Origin of the sequence: Sphingomonas adhaesiva (assembly GCF_036946125.1) — a bacterium.
In the GTDB taxonomy this organism is placed as follows: domain Bacteria; phylum Pseudomonadota; class Alphaproteobacteria; order Sphingomonadales; family Sphingomonadaceae; genus Sphingomonas; species Sphingomonas adhaesiva_A.
This window is the reverse complement of record NZ_JAQIJT010000002.1, coordinates 1,229,549-1,247,301: the sequence shown is the minus strand read 5'-3', so window position 1 is coordinate 1,247,301 and position 17,753 is coordinate 1,229,549. Positions and strand designations below refer to the sequence as shown.

Below are 17,753 nucleotides of genomic sequence, written 5' to 3'. Positions count from 1 at the left end.
GCGCCGGGGCGATTGTCAGGGGAATGGCGGGAAGATGACCGATCGGTCATGCGCGCTCCCGGATCGTCATTGCGAGCGTAGCGAAGCAATCCAGTGTCGCGCATGCTGCCCTGGATTGCTTCGCTGCGCTCGCAATGACGGGGTGCAGATTACGCCGGCACCTCGGCCCCGTCCCACGCGAAATGCTTGCCGCTGTCGGTGGGCTTCAGCCCGTCGATCACGTCGAGCAGCTGCACCGCCGCACGTCCCGGCTGGAACAGGTCGCGGCCCCTCTGCCGGAACGGCTGCGACAGCTTGGTATCCACCGTGCCGGGATGCAGCGCGACGACGATGCCGCGGTCGTTGCGCCGCTTGTCCTCGATCGCCAGCGTCCGGATCAGCTGGTTGAGCGCTGCCTTGGACGCGCGATAGCCGTACCAGCCGCCCAGCCGGTTGTCGCCGATGCTGCCGACCCGCGCCGACAGCGCAGCGAACACGCTGCGGCCCGTCCTGGGCATGAGCGGCAGGAAGTGCTTGGCGACCAGCGCGGGGCCGATCGCGTTCACCGCATATTGCCGCGCCAGCCAGACGGGGTCGAGCTCGCGGATCGCCTTTTCGGGGCCACGCTCGCCGTCGTGCAGCACGCCGGTGGCGACGATGACCAGCTCCGGCGTCCCCGCCCGCGCGGCGGCGGCGGCGATCGTCGCTTCGTCGGTCAGGTCGAGGTCGGGGCGCGACAGCCGCAGCACGTCGGCGCCCTCCTCCGCCAGCGCGTCGGCCAGCGCCGCGCCGATTCCGCCCGAGGCGCCGATGACGACCGCGCGCGTCACCGCGCGGTCCGCGCGAAGGTCCAGCGTTCGTCGTCGCTCGCGCCCTCGTCGAACCGATAGCCGTCGGTGTCGAACCCCTTCATGCCGTCCACGTCGCTCACCCGATGCTCGACGAGGTAGCGCGCCATCATCCCGCGTGCCTTCTTCGCGTGGAAGCTGACGAACCGCCCGTCGCCCTCGCGGAAGTCGACCGCGATCACGCGCACTCCGGCGGGCAGGCGCCCCTTCACCGCCTCCCAATATTCGTTGCTGGCGAGGTTCAGGACGGTGCCGCTGCCCTCTGCCGCGACGTCCTGCGCCAGGGCGTCGGCGATGCGATCGCCCCACCAGTCGGTCAGCTTCGCCTTCCGCGGTGCCCAGCGCGTGCCCATCTCCAGCCGGTACGGGCGCATCCCGTCGAGCGGACGCAGCAGCCCGTACAGCCCCGACAGCAGCCGCAGGTGATCCTGCGCGAAGCGCACCGCCGCCTCGTCGAGCGTCTTCGCCTCCAGCCCGGTATAGACGTCGCCGGCGAAGGTGTAGAGCGCGGGCCGCTCCGACGCCTCGGCAAAGTCGCGGAAGCGATCGGCGTTCAGCTTCGCCAGCGCGGGCGAGATCTTCATCAGCTCCGACAGCTTCTTCTGCGACAGGTGCGAGGCGGCCTTCGCCAGCGTGGCGGCCTCGTCGGCGAAGCGCGCGGGCGTCGCGGGGAAGGGGGCGGGGGTGTCGAGGTCCAGCGTCTTGGCCGGGGAGAGGACGGCGATCATGGTCGTGGCCGTATCGCGCCGGGGCTGCGCGTTCAATCGCGGTTCAGCGCCTCCGCGGCATGGCATGACAGCAATGTTCGCTTTCTTGAACCGTGACGCGCCCGGCACTAGAGCGGGGGGCAAGCGTTACGCGTGACGATCTTTTCTGGAGAGACGTGTCGATGAAGAGCCTTTCGAACGCCCTGATGGCCGTGCTGCTGGCCGGCGGCGCTACCGTGCTGGCTGCGCAGCCCGCGGTCGCGCAGAAGAAGAACGACAAGCAGCAGCAGGGTCCTCAGCTGAAGCTCAGCAACGAGGTGCGCGGCCCCGCGTCGCAGGCGCAGACCGCGCTCGCGGCGAAGGACGTGGCCACCGCCACGCCGCTGGTCGCGGCGGTCGAGGCCGCGGCGAAGACCGAGGACGAGAAGTATATCGCCGCGGCGCTGCGGCTGAACCTGTCCGCGATCCAGATGGATGCCGGCGGCAGCACCGACGCGCTGATCGCGCCGCTCGACGCGCTGATCGCCAATGCGAAGACGCCGCAGGCCGACAAGGCACGCTACGTCTATCAGCGCGGCGTGATCGCGGCGAACAAGAAGGACAATGCCGGCGCGGCGACCTATTTCGAGCAGGCGCGCCAGCTGGGCTACAACGATCCCAACCTGCCGCTGCAGATCGTCAAGCTGAAGATGGACTCGGGCGACATCGCCGGCGGCTCGGCCGAACTGGCGAAGATGGTCGACGCGCAGACCGCCGCGGGGCAGAAGCCGAGCGAGGACATCTACCGCTACGCCATCGCCAAGACCAACCAGAAGAAGATGGGCGCCGAGACGCGGGCGTGGATCAGCCGCTATCTCGCGGCCTATCCGACGATGAAGAACTGGCGCGACATGGTCGTCTTCTGGGGCATCCAGCCGCAGTCGGTGGCGACGCTCGACAAGCCGCAGAAGGTCGACATGTACCGCCTGCTGCGCGCCGGCAAGGCGCTGGCCGACCAGTATGATTACGAGATCTACGCGCAATGGGCCTTCGACATGGGCCTGCCGTGGGAGACCAAGACGCTCATCAACGAGGGCAAGGCCGCGGGCAAGATCCCGGCGAACAGCCAGAACGCCGCCGGCCTGCTGACCGCCGCCAACACCTCGATCAGCAACGAGGGCGCGCTGAGCGGCCTCGCCACCCGCGCCAAGGCGGCAGCGAACGGAAAGCTCGCCGCCAGCACCGCCGATGCGTATCTGGGCTCGGACCAGTATCCGCAGGCGATCGAGCTGTATCGCCTGGCGCTGACCAAGGGCGGGGTGGACGCGGATGCGGTCAACACGCGTCTGGGCATCGCGCTGGCCCGCTCGGGCGATAAGGAAGGCGCCAAGGCCGCGTTCGCGCAGGTCAAGGGTCAGCCGCGCGCCGACATCGCGGCGTGGTGGGTCGACTTCCTGGATCACCCGCCGGTGGCGTGACCTCGCGGTTCGCATCGATACGGAAAGGGCGGTCCCGCGGGGCCGCCCTTTCTGGTCGAGACGTGCAGCGCGGAACAGAGCCGTCGTTCCCCGGCTCAAGGCGGGACCTTTGCAAAAGGCTACACCGTGCTCCCGCGCAGGAGCACGGCCTGAGCTCGGGGCCGTTGCACCTGTTTGCAAAGGCCCCGCGAAAGCCAGGGAACAGGAGATTACCTCATTCGATCGGCACCCCCGGCAGCGACTTGGACGAGCGGATCGTCAGCGAGGATTTGACGCTTGCCACGTTCGGTGCCGGCGTCAGCTTCGTCGTCAGGATGCGCTGGAAACTCTCCAGGTCCGGCGCGACGATCTTCAGGATGAAGTCGATCTCCCCGTTCAGCATATAGCATTCGCGCACCTCGGCGATGCCCGCGACATGCCCCTCGAACGCGGCCAGGTCATGCTCCGCCTGGCTGCGCAGGCTGACCATCGCGAAGACGGTGATCGGAAAGCCCAGCCGCGTGCCGTCGCATTCGGCATGATAGCCGCGGATGATTCCCGCCTGCTCCAGCGCACGGACGCGGCGCAGGCAGGGGGGCGCGGTCAGTCCGACCCGTTCTGCCAGCTCGACATTGGTCATGCGACCATCCTGCTGAAGAAGAGAGAGAATTTCGCGATCGATCCGATCCAGTGCCATGACGCCTCAATACCTGTCCATCGCGCACGATCGCGATAGCTTTGAAAAGACGCGCTACATGAAAATTACGTGACAGCGCAATTGTGCCAACGTGCGACAGAAGGATCAAAGTCGTCAAATCGACGGTTTCCCCCTCGTGAACCACTTCATATGACATTTCGTGTCGCTGCCCGGCGACCCGGTGCGCCCCGGTGAGCGGTCGCGGTGGAAAGGTGATGCCTGCGTGCGGTTCGACGACAGCCTGAAGACCGTTCTCGCCGCCGACGTCTCGACGTCGTTCGGCGCACGCGCGGCCTTCCGCCAGCTGGTCGACCTGATCGGGCGGCGTCGCGCGCCCGCCGACCCCGAATTGCTCGACCGTGTGCGGACCCTCGCGGCGGCGGTGCCGGTGTCGGTGCGTGCCGCCTGCGCGCGCGGACTGGCGCTGGCCGATCCGCCGACCGCCTTGATCGCGATCTTCGCCGCGGACGAGCCGCAGGTCGCCTCCGCGGTCCTGCGCGCGGCGCGACTCGATCCGGAGGAATGGGAGGCGCTGTTGCCGCGGTTGACGCCGCACGGGCGCAGCGTGCTGCGCGACCGCCGCGACCTGCCGCCGATCGTCGTGCGCGCGCTGGAAAGCTTCGGCAGCACCGATTTCGTGCTGTCGCATGACGCGGCGGGGGCGGTCGCGCCCGTCACTCCGGCGCCGCCGCCCGCGGTCGCCGCGGCGCTGCCCCCGGCCAACGACATCGCGCCGCCGGAGACGCAGGCCCCCGCGGCCGAGCGGTTCGAGATCGCGGAACTGGTGCACCGGATCGAGGCATTCCAGCGCGAGCGTGCCGCCGCGGCGCCGCAACCCGTCGCAACGCCACCCGCGGAGGTGGTCGCCTTCCGCTTCGAAACGGACGTGTCGGGCACGATCCGCTGGGTCGATACGGGGCCGCGCGGCGCGATCGTCGGTCTGTCGCTGCGCCACGATCACGGGACGCCCAGCGTCGACGGCGTGGCGGCGGGCGCCTTTCGCAAGCGGTCCGGGTTCGCGGATGCGCGGTTGCAGATCCCCGGCGAATCGGCGCTGGCGGGCGACTGGCGCATCTCGGGCGTGCCGGTGTTCGATTCCGCCACGGGCAGCTTCCTGGGATTTCGCGGCCGCGCCCGGCGTCCGCGCGTGGAGGAGGATGCTGCCGCTCCCCTGCGCGCCCATGGCGGACCGGGGGCGGAGGGGCTGCGGCGGCTGGTGCATGAATTGCGCACGCCGACGAACGCGATCGCGGGCTTTTCGGAACTGATCGAGCAGGAATTGCTGGGGCCGGTGGCGCCGCCCTATCGCGATCGCGCGGCCACGATCCGGCGCCATGTCGCCGAGTTGATCGGCGCGATCGAGGATCTCGACCTCGCCGCGCGGATCGAGGGCGATGCGCTGGACCTGCGGCCCGGCCGGGTGGCGGTGTCGACCTTGCTGTCGCGCGTCGCGCACGATCTGGCCCCGCTCGCGGGGCTGCGCGGCGGCGGCCTGGCGCTGCCGCCCGCCGGCGAGGCGGCGTGGTCGACCGATCCGCATGCCGCCGAACGACTGGTGTCGCGGTTGCTGGCGACCGTGCTCGCCGCGGTCGCGCCGGGCGAGATGCTCGCGGTGCGGGTGGAGCCTGCGGGCGATGCCGTCGCGCTGTCGGTCGATCGCCCCGCCGCGCTGGTCGGGCGCGACGAGGCGACGCTGCTGACGCTCGACGACGAGGATGCGGGCGAGGACGAGGGGGCGCCGCTGCTGGGGGCGGGCTTCGCACTGCGGCTGGCGCGCAATCTCGCGGGCGAGCTCGGCGGGCGGCTGGTGTTCGGCGCGGACCGCTTGACACTGACGCTGCCGGCGGCGTTGAACGGGAGCATGGGGCAGGCATCGACATACGCGCCGTGAGCGCGTCGGCGGGGGGCGGCGACGGCGTGATCGCACACCGCCTGCGCTTCGCGACCCCGGCGGACGCCCGCGTGCGATGGCCCGCGGGGTTCGGGCGACGCTTCATCGTCACCGTCGATGTCGAGGAGGAGTTCGACTGGACGCGCCCGTTTTCCGGCGCGGCACGCAGCGTGCGCGCGATCGAGGCGTTGCCCGGGTGGCATCGGGCCATGGCGCGCCACGGCATCGCGCCGGTCTATCTGGTCGATCATCCGGTCGCGGTCGATGCCGCCGCCGTCGCGATCATCCGCCCGCTGCTGGGCGACGGCAGCGCGGTGGGGGCGCAGCTCCACCCCTGGGTCAACCCGCCGCATGTCGAGGTGCCGTCCGACGCCGCCTCCTTCGCCGGCAACCTGCCGCCCGCGCTGGAAGCGGCCAAGCTCGACCAGCTGACGGCCGCGATCGAACGCGCGTTCGGCATGCGGCCCACGGTCTACCGCGCGGGGCGCTATGGGCTTGGACCGCAGACGCTCGCGCTGCTCGCCGATCGCGGCTTTCGCGTGGATGCGTCGATGCGGGCGCGGTTCGACTATCGCGCGGACGGCGGGTGCGACTTCACCGCGGTCGGGGCGGATGCCTTCCACCTGCCGGGCGCGATGATCGAGCTGCCGCTGTCGACGATCTATACCGGGGCGCTCCAGCGGTCCGGCGCCTGGTGGCATGCGGCGGCGGGGCGGGTGCGGCGGGGCCGGGGGCTGCTGGCGCGCAGCGGGCTGCTGTCGCGCGTGCCGCTATCGCCCGAGGGGACCGATGCCGCGACCGCCTGTTCCGCGGTCGTCGCCGCCGCGCGGCAGGGGCATGACCTGCTGCAACTGACGTTCCACTCGCCGTCCCTGGTCGCCGGCAACACGCCCTATGTCCGCGACGCGCGCGATCTGGCGCGGTTCCACGATTGGTGGGAGCGGGTGATCCCCGCACTGCGCCGCGCAGGCTATGCGCCCGCCACGCTGGCGGAGGTGATCGCAGCGGTGGGCCCGGCAGGACTCGAACCCGCAACCTAGCCGTTATGAGCGGCCAGCTCTAACCGTTGAGCTACAGGCCCATCCGCTACGTTGTCGTCGTTAGCGGCAGCGATGCGGTGCTGGCAAGCGTGCGGGGAAACGGGATGGTACCGGGACGATGACACAGGTGGACGAGACGGGGCTGCTGGTGCGCGACGGCGCGGCGTTCATCCTGCAACGCGACGCGGGCGGGACATGGGTGCTGGAGCTGCGCCGCGTCCCCGTCGACCATGTGCAGAAGCGCGTGCGCGTGGTGGGAACACTGTCGGACGCCGGCCGGGTCACGGTCGAGGGCGTGTCGGCAGCGTGAAAAGGCCCCTCTCCGGCAAGGAGAGGGGCTGGATGGCGCGTCAGAAGCCGATGCGGACGCCGGCGTAGAACCGCCGCAGCAGCGGATCGTAGGTGCTGGTCAGCGTGTCCTGACCCGCATCGGAGCCGATGTCGGCCAGATACGGCGGCTTGTTGTCGAGCAGGTTATACCCGCCGACGTAGAATTCGAACCGCTCGTCGACCCGGAAGCGCACCTGCGCATCGAGGTAGAATTGCGCCCGGACGTCGTAGAACGGGTTGCTTCCCGGCGCCGCGCCGGTCAGCTGGTCGTCGAGGCTCGCCTTGCTCAGCCAGGTGCCGGTCATCGTCAGCCCGACGCCCGACAGATCGTACGACCCGTTGATCGTGAAGCGGTCGCGCGACGCGCCGATCTCGCCCGCGAATTCGTCGCGATCGGCGCCCGGCAGCGGGACCGTGTAGCCCGAGATCAGGTGCGTGTACGATCCCCGGATGCCGAGGTCGCCGGCCAGGCCGATATCGGCCAGATTCTGGCGCCACGTCACCGTGGTGTCGATGCCCTGCGTCTTCACCCCGCCGCTGTTGAGGAAGCTTGTGGTCAGCTGGTCGATCGAGCCCGCGGTGTTCGGCCCGATATCGGCCGGACGCCGCGTGATGCGGCCGCAATAATCCTGATTCCCGGCCTGATAGCATTGGTTCAGGATGTATTGCAGCGGCGTCTGGACGATCGCATCCTTGATGCGGATGTTGAAGTAATCGACCGTCACGACGAGGTTGCGCAGCGCATTGATCGAACGCGGCGCGATCACGACGCCCGCGGTGAAGCTGTCGCCCTTCTCCTCCTGCAACAGCGGATTGCCCGATTCGAAGCTGGTCACGCCCTGAATGTCGGCCTGCGACGGCTGGAAGCCGGTGGCCCCGCTGATGTTGGCGTTCGGCCCCAGCGCCGCACGGCATTGCGTGCCGAGCGTGCCCGCGGTCGTCGCGGTCACGCCGATGCAGGGATCGGTCACGCTCGGGAAGTTCTGCTGCGGCGCCTGGAACAGCTCGTTGATGTTGGGCGCGCGGACCGAGCGGGCCTGCATCACGCGGAAGCGGATGTCCTCCACCGGCGCCCATTCGCCGCCGTAATTGTAGCTGACGGTCGTGCCGATCGTGTTGTAATCGGACACGCGCACCGCGCCGCGCACCGTCAGCGCATGGAAGAACGGGCGATCCTGGATCAGCGGGGCGACGACCTCGCCGAACCCTTCCCACAAATGGAAGCTGCCGCGCGTCGCGGGCAGCGCGTTGTTGCCGTTCAGCCCCTGCTGCGTCAGCAGGTCGAAGTCGTTGCGGCTGGTTTCGCGGCGATATTCCGTGCCGACGCTGAACCCGACCGGATCGGCGCCGAACAGCGAAAACAGCTTGCCGTTCACATTGCCGCCGAACACCGTCTGCGTCACCCGCGTCGACAGCGTGGTGTCCACCGCCAGATAGCCCGCGGTATTCGCCAGCGTGCCCGCGCCGTAGATGTTGGCCGGAACGCAGCCCGCCGCACGCGCCGCCGGATCAGCGCAGACGATCTGCCCGGTTGCCGGATCGCGGTAGGAATTGAGTGCCTGGAAGAAGTTGGCGGTGTTGAACTGCCCGCTGCCGCGCTGGTTCTCGGTCGTCTGGCCGTAGATGCCGTAGACCTCGTAGTTTAGCTTGTCGTTCAGGAAGGTGCCGGTCGCGCCGCCCGCGATGCGGTATAGGTCGCGCGTGGCCTGGCTGGTGCGCGGGCCGAAGTCCGCCAGACGACGATCGAAGTAGATGTCGCGCAGGCCATCGCCATCGGTGTCGGTTGCGGCGTTGAAGATCGCATCCGGCACGAACGGGTTGCGGAACGTGGTGCCGCCCACGATCGTCTCGATCGGGATCTGTCCGCTGTTGCGCGGATTGCTGAAGGTCGAGTCGAGCGGGAACGGCTCGATCACGGTGCTGACCTTCGTCCTGGCGTAATTGCCCTCGATGAACAGGTTCAGCGCCGGCGACACCTCGAAGTTGGCGCGACCCGCGGCGATATAGCGCTCGACCGGCACTGCGAGGTAGCGGAAATCGCTGCGGTTGAACCCGTCCGGTCCGGCCGCGCTGCCATCGGCGTTGACGCACCCCTCGTCGCCATTGGTCGACGCGCAATCGCGCAGCGCGCCGTCCTGTCCGTAGGTGAAGATCGAATCACCCGCATAATAGCGGCCCTGCGGTGCGAAACCGGACAGATACGGACGCTGCGGGGTGAACAGCTCGGAATCCTCGCCGCTGACATAGGCGCCGCGGCTGATCGAATCGATCGCGCTGGAGCCGCCCTCGGTCTCGCGGTTGCGCTTCAGGACGGTGCCCTGCTTCGAATAGCCGCCGAACAGCATGATGTTGCCGCGACCGTCGGCGAAATTCTTGCCCGCCAGCAGGTTGAACTGCCGGTCGAAGCCATCGCCGCGCTCGGAAATGCCGACCTGCGCATCGGCCTGAAGGCCGTCGAAGTCGGTCTTGTAGATCAGATTGACCACGCCCGCGACCGCGTCCGAGCCGTAGACCGCGGACGCGCCGCCGGTCAGAACGTCGGTGCGCTGGAGAAACTGGGTCGGGATGACGTTCAGGTCGACCGCGGACGAGCCGGGTACGCCGGAGACGAAGCGGCGACCGTTGACCAGTACCAGCGTGCGGTCCTCGCCCAGATTGCGCAGGTTCACCGTCGCGACGCCCGCACTCTGCGTGGCGAAGGACGAGTTGGTGCGGCTGATCCCCGGCTGACCGAACGCGGGATTCTGCAACAGCAGGTCCTGCACGTTGATGACGCCCGACTGTCGGATCTGCTCGGCGCTGATGACCTGCACGGGGGAGGCCGCGGTGGCGACCGGCGACTGGATGCGCGATCCGGTGACGACGATGTCGGCGCCGGCTTCATTGCCCTGGGCCGAGGGATCGGCGGGCGAGGCGGCGGGATCGTTCGCACTCTGCGTCGTGGCGGCCTCGACGGTGGCGCCCTGCGCGCTGTCCTGGGCGTGGGCGGGGGCCGCGAGCAGCGCGATCCCGGCAAGCAGCGACGTGCCCAGCAGGCGGCAACGGTAATGGTGCATATGGTCCTCCCTTGAAATGCACACGGACCAGGACATGGACCCTGTCCTATCGTCCGAGTGCGTCCCTATGGAAGCGGGAGCGGTTGGGCGAGCCATGTCGTTGCAAGCCATAAATGAAAAGTTACAACTGTCACTTCCGCGCCACGACATGGGTCAGCAACATAGGTAAGCTTTACCGACCTTTCCGGGAGTTCCTTGCCGCTGGGGCTCCAGCTTTCTAGACAGGCGTCATGCCGCCACGTCGCCTTTCCGCCTTCGAGTCATGACGCTGTCGATCGGGATCGCGGTGGTGGTGGGGGCCGTCCTGCTGCTGCTGATCGGCGTCGGGGCGGCGCTGCTGATGGTCGGGCTGCGTGCGCGTGCCGCCGCGGCCGGCGCGATGCAAGGGCGCGATGCGCTGGAAATGCTGCTGGCCGCCGCACCGATGCAGCCGATCGTCATCCGCGCCGATGGCCAGATCGACATGCCGCGACGCGCCGCGGACTGGCTCGGGCTGGCCGGCGTGCCGCGCTACCTGCAGGAACTCGATGCGGCCGGCTGGGGCGTCGAAAGTGCGGATGCGCAAGGATTGTCGCGCGACATCGCGGCGTGCCAGCGCTCGGCCCGCGGTTTCGTGCGCAGCATCAACGCGCGCGATGGCGGGCGGACGCTGACCGCGCAGGGCGAGCGGCGTGCGGATGCGGTGATCGTGTGGCTGCACGATTCCACCGCGATCGAGGGCGAGATGCGCGAGCTGCGCGACGAGTGCCGCGAGCTGTCCGACGCGTTCGAGGCGCTGACCGGGCTGGTCGAGGCCGCCCCGCTGCCGATGTGGTATCGCGACGCGACCCTGCGGCTGGCGATGGTCAATTCCGCCTATGTCGCCGCGGTGGAGGGGCAGGACGCCGCCGATGTCGTCGGCCGCGGGATCGAGCTGACCGACGGCGCGGGCGAGAGCGGACCCGTGGCCGGGGCGGCGCTGGCGCGCACCGACGGCCGGCCGCAGCAGCGCGTGCTGCCCGCGACGATCGGCGGCGCGCGGCGATCGTTGCTGATCCACGACGTGCCGCTGCCGGTCGGTGGCGTCGCGGGCTATGCGATCGATATCGAGGAGCTGGAGCAGGCCAACCTGCGCGAGCGCCGCTTTGCCGATGCGCAGCGCGCCATGATCGACCGGCTGTCGGCGGGCGTGGCGCAGTTCGGGCGCGACCGCAGCCTGGTCTTCTGCAACCAGCCGTTCCGGCGGTTGTTCGCGATGCGCCGCGAGTGGTTGTCCGATCGACCCGAGTTCGACCGCGTGCTGGAGCGGATGCGCGAGGCCAATCGCGTCCCCGAGGTGCGCGATTTTCCAGGGTGGAAGGCGGAACGGCGCGGCTGGTTCCTCCAGACCGACGCCGCGGTGGAGGAGAATTGGCACCTGCCCGGCGGCACCCACCTGCGCGTCGTGGCGCAGCCGCTGCCCGACGGCGGGCTGATGGTGATCTTCGAGGATCGGACCGAGCAGGTGCAGCTGGCCAGCGCGCGCGACACGCTGCTGCGGGTGCGTACCGCGACGTTCGACAATCTGTTCGAGGCGCTGGGCGTCTTTTCCGCCGACGGCCGGCTCCAGCTGTGGAACAACCGCTTCCGCGCGCTGTGGGATTTCGAGGAGGAGTTCCTGAGCGGCCATCCGCGCGTGGACGTCATCGCCGAAAAGGTCGCGCCGCGCCTGTCCAACCCGCGCCGCTCGCGCCAGATCGCCGAGCTGGTGCGGATCGCGACCGCCGAGCGGCAGCAGCGCGCCGGGCATATCGCGCTGGCCGACGGTCGTCATTTCGAATTCGCCGCGGTGCCGCTGCCCGATGGCAATGCGCTGTTCACGATGCTGGACATCACCGACAGCCGCCGGATGGAGCATGCGCTGCGCGACCGCAACGATGCGCTGGAGGCGGCGGATCGGGTGAAGACCGCGTTCGTCGCCAACATGAGCTACGAGCTGCGGACCCCGCTGACCTCGATCAGCGGCTTCGCGGAGATGCTCCACGGCGGTTATGCCGGTGAGCTGTCGCCGGACGCGATCGGCTATCTCGATGCGATCCTGGACGCGGTCGAGCGGCTGGGGCTGCTGATCGACGACGTGCTCGATCTCACCTCGACCGAAAGCGGCGCGCGCCCGCTCGAGCGCGGCGACGTCGACGTGGGCGCGGTGGCGCGCGCGGCGGCCGACGGGGTGCGCGCCACCGCCAAGCGCCGCCATCTGGAATTCGTCGTCGAGGTGCAGCGTTCCGCCGGGCGGCTGTCGGGCGATGCGCGTCGCATCCGCGAAGTGGTCGAGCATCTGCTCCGCCACGCCGTCGGCGCCTCGCGGGAGCGCGTGCTGCTCCACGTCGACGGCAATGCGAAGGCGGCACGGATCGTGGTGTCGGACGACGGCGCGGGCATGACCCCGGAGGAAGCGTCGCGCGCCTTCGATCGCTTCGCCCAGGAAGGGCGCGCGGTCGGCAGCGACCGCGCCCTCGGGCTGGGCCTGCCGCTCGCCAAGCAGTTCGTCGAGGCGCATGGCGGCACGATCTCGCTGGTCAGCGAGCCGGGCGAGGGGACGCTCATCACGGTCGAGATGCCGCGCCGGTGACGCGCGGCGAGGCGATCCTGCGCGACCTCGCGGCGACGGCGGCGCTGGGCGCGCGGCTGGCGGCGGTGCTGCGCGCGGGCGATGTCGTGACGCTGGCGGGAGGATTGGGGGCGGGCAAGACCAGCCTGGCGCGCGGGGTGCTCGCCGCGTTGGGACTGGCGGAGGAGGCGCCGAGCCCGACCTTCGCGATCGTCCAGCCCTACGAGCCGCCGGAGGTGCGGCTGCCGGTGCTCCACGTCGATCTCTATCGCCTCGACGATGCGGGCGAGGTGGCCGAACTCGGGCTCGACGAGGCGCGCCACGACGCGGCCCTGCTGGTCGAATGGGCCGAGCGCGCGGGGGCGGGTTACTGGCGCGATGCGCTGGCGCTCGACCTGGCGGTGCTGCCGGATGGCGCGCGCCGCTTGACTTGGGAAGCGCCCGCGGCATGGGAAGCGCGATGGCCACCCCCGCAATGACGCCGCCCGAGGGAGCGGAGCAGTTTCTCGCCGTCCATGGCTGGGACGGCGCGCGCATCGACGCGCTCGCCGGCGACGCCTCGTTCCGGCGCTACTTCCGCGTCGCGGACGGAGACCGCCGCGCGATCCTGATGGACGCGCCGCCCCCGCACGAGGATCCGCGCCCGTTCGTGGAGGTCGCCCGCTGGCTGACCGATCGCTCCTTTGCCGCGCCCGCGATCCTGGCGGTCGATCTGGCGCGCGGATTCGTCCTGCTCCAGGATTTCGGGGATGCGCGGATGCGCGAGACGGTCGATGCCGAACCGCAGGCGACCATGCCGCTGTACGAGGCGGCGGTCGACCTGCTGGTGGCGTTGCGCGCGCACCCCGCCGCCGATCTGCGCCCCTATGACCGCGCGGAATTGCAGCGCGAGGCTGGGCTGCTGACCGAATGGTATTGCCCCGCGATCGGCGTGGCGCCCGACGTGGCGGGCTATGTCGCGGCCTGGGATCAGGTGCTGGCGCGCGCCGCGCCGCAGGCGCCGGTCACGGTGCTGCGCGACTATCATGCCGAAAACCTGATGCTGGTCGGTGCAGACCGCTCGCTCGGGCTGCTCGATTTCCAGGACGCGCTGGCGGGGCATCCCGCCTATGACCTCGTCTCGCTGTTGCAGGACGCGCGCCGCGACGTCGACCCTTCGCTGGAGGAGGCGATGCTCGCGCGCTACCGCGCCGCGACCGGGGAGGGGGACGCCTTTCTCGACGCCTATCACGTGCTCGGCGCGCAGCGGAACGCCAAGATCGTCGGCATCTTCACCCGGCTGTGGAAGCGCGACGGGAAGCCCCGCTACCCGACATTGTGCCCGCGCGTCTGGGGCTATCTGGAGCGCGACCTGACGCATCCGGTGCTGGCGCCGGTCGCGCGCTGGTTCGACGACAATCTTCCGCCGGAATGGCGCGGCGATCCGATGGCGATCGCCACCGCAAAGGGAATCGCATGAGCCGCCCGCGCTATATCCGCCCCGATCCGGGTGCCGCCGTGCCGACGACCGCGATGGTGATGGCGGCCGGGATCGGCAAGCGGATGCGCCCGCTGACCGCCACCCGGCCCAAGCCGCTGGTCGAGGTCGCGGGGCGCACGCTGCTGGACCATACGTTCGACCGGCTGCGCGCGGCGGGGGTGCAGCGTGCGGTGGTCAACGTCCACTATCTCGCCGATGCGCTGGAGGCGCACCTTCGGCACCGCGTCCACGGGATCGAGGTGATCGTCTCCGACGAGCGCGAGCAGCTGATGGAGACCGGCGGCGGCCTCGCCAAGGCGCTGCCCCTGCTGGGCGACGCGCCGTTCCTGGTCGTCAACAGCGACAATTTCTGGGTCGACGGCCCGACCGACGCGATCCGTCAGCTCGCCGCGCGCTGGAATGACGAGACGATGGACGCGCTGCTGCTGCTGGTGCCCTATGCCCGCGCGCACAACCACGGCGGGCAGGGGGACTTCCACCTCGACGCCGCCGGGCGGATCGTCGGGCGGCGCAAGCCGGGCCGGGTGGCGCCGTTCGTCTATACCGGCCTGCAGATCGTGTCGCCGCGGCTGATCCGCGACTGGCCGGCGGGGCCGTTTTCCACCAACCTGTTCTGGGACCGCGCGATCGCGGCGGGGCGCGCGTTCGGCGTGGTGCATCAGGGCCTGTGGTCGGAGGTGAACGTGCCGGGCGCGATCGCGAGGACCGAGGCGCTGCTCGCGGATGGCTGAGGGCGCGCCCGCCCGCGTTCGGCCGAGCCTCTTCACGATCCCCGCGCACCGCGCCTTCGCCGATGCGCTGGTGGCCGGGCTGCTGCGGCGGTACGGCGGCCGGGATCGGCTCGAACTGGCACGCGGCGTCGTGCTGGTGCCCAACAATCGCGGTGCGCTGGCGGTGCAGGAGGCGTTCGTGCGCGCCAGCGGCGGCGCGCTGCTGCTGCCGCGGATCGTCGCAGTGGGTGCCGAGGATCTGGAGGGTGCGCTGGGCGCCGCGCTCGACCCGGCCGATGCGGTGCCGCCGCTGCCGCCCGCGATCGATCCGCTCCAGCGCCGCATGATCCTGGCGCGGCTGGTCGAGGAGGAGCGCGCCGCCGCCGGGCGCCCGGTCGATGCCGCGGAGGCGGTGCGGCTGGCGGGGGATCTCGCGCAGACGCTCGACCAGTTGATCGTCGAGGAGGTCGCGCCTGAGCGGCTGGCGGCGATCGATCCGGGCGAGGGGCTGTCGGACCATTGGGAAACCGCGCTGCGGCTGTTCCGCATCGTGCTCGACCGCTGGCCGGCGGAGCGTGCGGCGCTGGGCCGGGTCGATGCGGCGCAGCGGCGGGTGACGTTGCTCGACCGGCAGGCGGAGCGCTGGCGGGAGACGCCGCCCGCGGGCTTCGTCTGCGCCGCGGGAATCACCGATCCCGCGCCCGCGGTGGCGCGGCTGCTGCGCACCGTCGCCGATCTGCCCGGCGGCATGGTCGTCTTCGCCCATCTCGATCCGGCGCTGCCGGACGAGGAATGGGACGCGCTGGGGCCGCATGCGCCCGATCCGGCGACCGGCCTTGCCCGCCGCGCGATCGAGGTGCACCCGCAATTCCACCTGAAGCTGCTGCTGGAGCGGATGGGCGTCGCCCGCGGCGAGGTGACGCGCTGGACCGATGCCAGCGATCTCGACGCGGGTGCCGCACGCGGCAAGGCGATCGCCAATGCGCTGACGCCCGCCGCCTTCACCGCGAAATGGACCCGGCTGGACGCGGCCGAGCGCCGGCTGACCGGGGTGGAAGCGGCCGAACTCGCCACCCCGGCGCAGGAGGCGCAGGCGATCGCGCTGGCGCTGCGCGGCGCGCTGGAGGAACCCGGGCGGACCGCCGCGCTCATCACCCCCGACCGCGCGCTGGCGCGAAGGGTCGCGGCGCATTGCCGGCGCTGGAATATCCAGGTCGACGATTCGGCGGGTCGTGCGCTGGCGATCCTGCCGCCGGGCACGCTGCTGACCGCGATCGTCGAGGCCGCGGCACAGGATTTCGCGCCGATGGCGCTGCTGACCCTGCTCAAGCATCCGCTGGTGCGCGCGGGGGCCGGGCGGGGTGAATGGTTGCAGGGCGTGCGCCGCCTCGACCGCGCGATGCGCGGGCCGCGCCCTGCTCCGGGGCTCGACGGCATCGACCGGCATCTGCGCGACGCGCCGGAGCGCGAACGCGACATCCGCGCGCGGGCCGCATCTTGGTGGCAGGAGGCGCGCGTCCTGCTGGAGCCGATCGCGCGCGTGTTCGGCGACGGCGCCGCGACGCTGCCGACGCTGGTCGCGGGGCTGCGCGAGGCGGCGGAGCTGCTGGCCGGCGAGGAGGCGTGGCGCGGCCCCGCCGGGCGCGCCGCCGCCGACCTGCTCGCCGCGCTGGAGGAACAGGCGCCGGTCGGCCCGCGCCGCCTCACGCCGGCGGGATTCGTGCCGATGCTGCGGCTGCTGATGGACGAGATCGCGATCCGCCGTCCCCCACGCGACCGTCACCCGCGCCTCGCCATCTACGGCCTGATCGAGGGGCGGTTGCAGTCCGCCGACCTGATGATCCTGGGCGGGCTGAACGAGGGGACGTGGCCGGGGATTCCCGCCCCCGATCCGTGGCTGGCGCCGCGCATCCGCGCCGAACTCGGCCTCCCCGGGCTGGAGCGCGGGATCGGGGTCGCCGCGCACGATTTCGGGCAGGCGCTGGGCGCGCCGCGCGTGCTGCTGACGCGCAGCCGGCGCGATGCGCGCTCGCCCGCGCTCGCCTCGCGCTTCTGGCTGCGGCTGGAGGCGATGGCGGGGGAGCGCTTCCCGCGCGCGCCGTACTGGGCGGCGTGGAGCCACGCGCTCGACCACGCCGGTGCGCCGCGCCCCGCCGATCGGCCCGCCCCGCTGCCCCCGGCCCGGCTGCGCCCGACGACCATATCCGTCACCGAGGTCGACCGGCTGAAGGCCGATCCGTTCGCCTTCTACGCGCGCCGCATCCTGAAACTGATGCCGCTCGATGCGGTCGATGCCGATCCCAGCGCGGCGTGGCGTGGCACCGCGGTCCATGCGGTGCTGGAGGCCTGGGCGAAGGAGGACGCCTGCGATGCCGAGGCGCTGCTGCCGCGCGCGCTGACTTTGCTGTCCGATCCCGCCGCGCATCCGCTGCTGCGCGCGCTGTGGCAGCCGCGGCTGATCGCCGCGTTCGAATGGATCGCCGCGCGCACGCTGGCGGAACGGGCCGAGGGGCGCGACGTGCTGGCGGTCGAGGGACGCGGGGAGGCGATCCTGTCGGGAATTCGCCTGAACGGCCGGTTCGACCGCATCGACCGAATGGCCGACGGCGGGCTGGGGATCGTCGACTACAAGACCGGCAAGGCGCCGTCGGTCGCGGCGGTGCGCGGCGGGTTCAACCTGCAGCTGGGATTGCTGGGGGCGATCGCGGAAGCCGGCGGGTTCGCGGGCGTGAGCGGCACCGCGACCGCGTTCGAATATTGGTCGCTGGCGAAGAAGGGCGATTCGTTCGGGGCGGTGTCCAGCCCCGCCGATCCCGCGGGCAAGGGCGGGCGCATCGTTAGCGGCGATTTCGTGCGGGCGGCGCGCGACAGCTTCGCGGAGGCGGCGGCGCGCTGGCTGACCGGCGAGGAGGCGTTCGTGGCGAAGCTGCATCCGGAATTCGCGCCCTATGCGGAGTATGACCAGCTGATGCGGCGGGACGAATGGTATGGCCGTGATCGGTGATCGGAT

The 17,753-nt window shown here is 70.9% G+C and carries 13 protein-coding genes and 1 tRNA gene; 9 read left to right on the top strand and 5 right to left on the bottom strand.

What is annotated here, in order from left to right; translation table 11 throughout:
• Positions 1 to 149: 149 nt before the first annotated feature.
• Together PGN23_RS12180 and yaaA are read right to left on the bottom strand one after the other, a co-directional pair.
• Positions 150 to 809, bottom strand: coding sequence for an SDR family NAD(P)-dependent oxidoreductase (locus PGN23_RS12180; RefSeq protein ID WP_335303169.1), 660 nt, complete (start codon positions 807 to 809; stop codon positions 150 to 152).
• Positions 806 to 1,555, bottom strand: coding sequence for a peroxide stress protein YaaA (gene yaaA, locus PGN23_RS12175; RefSeq protein WP_335303168.1), 750 nt, complete (start codon positions 1,553 to 1,555; stop codon positions 806 to 808). Before yaaA ends, PGN23_RS12180 begins: the two co-directional genes overlap by 4 nt.
• A gap of 161 nt (positions 1,556 to 1,716) precedes the next feature.
• Between yaaA and PGN23_RS12170 the strand changes: the two genes are divergently transcribed.
• Positions 1,717 to 2,991: a hypothetical protein gene (locus PGN23_RS12170; RefSeq protein ID WP_335303167.1), complete on the top strand. Its 1,275-nt coding sequence runs from the start codon at positions 1,717 to 1,719 to the stop codon at positions 2,989 to 2,991.
• Positions 2,992 to 3,205: 214 nt separating this feature from the next.
• Here PGN23_RS12170 and PGN23_RS12165 read toward each other — a convergent pair whose 3' ends face one another.
• Positions 3,206 to 3,667: an Lrp/AsnC family transcriptional regulator gene (locus PGN23_RS12165; RefSeq protein WP_335303166.1), complete on the bottom strand. Its 462-nt coding sequence runs from the start codon at positions 3,665 to 3,667 to the stop codon at positions 3,206 to 3,208.
• A gap of 160 nt (positions 3,668 to 3,827) precedes the next feature.
• Here PGN23_RS12165 and PGN23_RS12160 point away from each other — a divergent pair, with 160 nt between their 5' ends.
• Positions 3,828 to 5,558, top strand: coding sequence for a sensor histidine kinase (locus PGN23_RS12160; RefSeq protein WP_335303165.1), 1,731 nt, complete (start codon positions 3,828 to 3,830; stop codon positions 5,556 to 5,558).
• On the top strand, positions 5,555 to 6,598 hold the full coding sequence (locus PGN23_RS12155; protein WP_335303164.1) for a WalW protein: 1,044 nt from the start codon (positions 5,555 to 5,557) through the stop codon (positions 6,596 to 6,598). The genes PGN23_RS12160 and PGN23_RS12155 overlap by 4 nt, the downstream gene beginning before the upstream one ends.
• On the opposite strand, the gene PGN23_RS12150 is transcribed toward PGN23_RS12155, so the two are convergent.
• Positions 6,567 to 6,639, bottom strand: a tRNA-Ile gene (locus PGN23_RS12150). The two genes, PGN23_RS12155 and PGN23_RS12150, sit on opposite strands and share 32 nt — an antisense overlap.
• Positions 6,640 to 6,716: 77 nt before the next feature.
• Between PGN23_RS12150 and PGN23_RS12145 the strand changes: the two genes are divergently transcribed.
• Positions 6,717 to 6,908: a DUF5818 domain-containing protein gene (locus tag PGN23_RS12145; RefSeq protein ID WP_335303163.1), complete on the top strand. Its 192-nt coding sequence runs from the start codon at positions 6,717 to 6,719 to the stop codon at positions 6,906 to 6,908.
• Positions 6,909 to 6,948: 40 nt separating this feature from the next.
• Here PGN23_RS12145 and PGN23_RS12140 read toward each other — a convergent pair whose 3' ends face one another.
• Positions 6,949 to 9,984 carry a TonB-dependent receptor plug domain-containing protein gene (locus PGN23_RS12140; RefSeq protein ID WP_335303162.1) on the bottom strand — a complete coding sequence of 1,012 codons (3,036 nt, stop codon included), beginning with the start codon at positions 9,982 to 9,984 and terminating at the stop codon, positions 6,949 to 6,951.
• 262 nt (positions 9,985 to 10,246) lie between these two features.
• On the opposite strand from PGN23_RS12140, the gene PGN23_RS12135 reads away from it, so the two are divergent.
• The 5 genes from PGN23_RS12135 to addB are packed head-to-tail and all read left to right on the top strand — an operon-like array spanning position 10,247 to position 17,747.
• Positions 10,247 to 12,574: a sensor histidine kinase gene (locus PGN23_RS12135; RefSeq protein ID WP_335303161.1), complete on the top strand. Its 2,328-nt coding sequence runs from the start codon at positions 10,247 to 10,249 to the stop codon at positions 12,572 to 12,574.
• Positions 12,571 to 13,032, top strand: coding sequence for a tRNA (adenosine(37)-N6)-threonylcarbamoyltransferase complex ATPase subunit type 1 TsaE (tsaE, locus tag PGN23_RS12130; RefSeq protein ID WP_335303160.1), 462 nt, complete (start codon positions 12,571 to 12,573; stop codon positions 13,030 to 13,032). Before PGN23_RS12135 ends, tsaE begins: the two co-directional genes overlap by 4 nt.
• Positions 13,029 to 14,012, top strand: a complete 984-nt coding sequence (locus PGN23_RS12125) for an aminoglycoside phosphotransferase family protein (protein ID WP_335304591.1) — start codon at positions 13,029 to 13,031, stop codon at positions 14,010 to 14,012. The genes tsaE and PGN23_RS12125 overlap by 4 nt, the downstream gene beginning before the upstream one ends.
• The gene (locus tag PGN23_RS12120; RefSeq protein WP_335303159.1) at positions 14,009 to 14,764 is read left to right on the top strand and encodes a nucleotidyltransferase family protein; all 756 of its coding nucleotides are present in this window, start codon (positions 14,009 to 14,011) and stop codon (positions 14,762 to 14,764) included. Before PGN23_RS12125 ends, PGN23_RS12120 begins: the two co-directional genes overlap by 4 nt.
• Entirely contained in the window at positions 14,757 to 17,747 is a 2,991-nt protein-coding gene (gene addB / locus PGN23_RS12115; protein ID WP_335303158.1) for a double-strand break repair protein AddB, read from the top strand. The genes PGN23_RS12120 and addB overlap by 8 nt, the downstream gene beginning before the upstream one ends.
• Positions 17,748 to 17,753: the final 6 nt, after the last annotated feature.

Bases quoted from the DNA above. Each gene is read 5' to 3' on its own strand.
- PGN23_RS12145 (WP_335303163.1), top strand. From the start codon at position 6,717: ATGACACAGGTGGACGAGACGGGGCTGCTGGTGCGCGACGGCGCGGCG.
- PGN23_RS12170 (WP_335303167.1), top strand. From the start codon at position 1,717: ATGAAGAGCCTTTCGAACGCCCTGATGGCCGTGCTGCTGGCCGGCGGC.
- PGN23_RS12140 (WP_335303162.1), bottom strand. From the start codon at position 9,984: ATGCACCATTACCGTTGCCGCCTGCTGGGCACGTCGCTGCTTGCCGGG.
- addB (WP_335303158.1), top strand. From the start codon at position 14,757: ATGGCTGAGGGCGCGCCCGCCCGCGTTCGGCCGAGCCTCTTCACGATC.
- PGN23_RS12135 (WP_335303161.1), top strand. From the start codon at position 10,247: ATGACGCTGTCGATCGGGATCGCGGTGGTGGTGGGGGCCGTCCTGCTG.
- PGN23_RS12165 (WP_335303166.1), bottom strand. From the start codon at position 3,667: ATGGCACTGGATCGGATCGATCGCGAAATTCTCTCTCTTCTTCAGCAG.
- yaaA (WP_335303168.1), bottom strand. From the start codon at position 1,555: ATGATCGCCGTCCTCTCCCCGGCCAAGACGCTGGACCTCGACACCCCC.
- PGN23_RS12125 (WP_335304591.1), top strand. From the start codon at position 13,029: ATGACGCCGCCCGAGGGAGCGGAGCAGTTTCTCGCCGTCCATGGCTGG.
- PGN23_RS12120 (WP_335303159.1), top strand. From the start codon at position 14,009: ATGAGCCGCCCGCGCTATATCCGCCCCGATCCGGGTGCCGCCGTGCCG.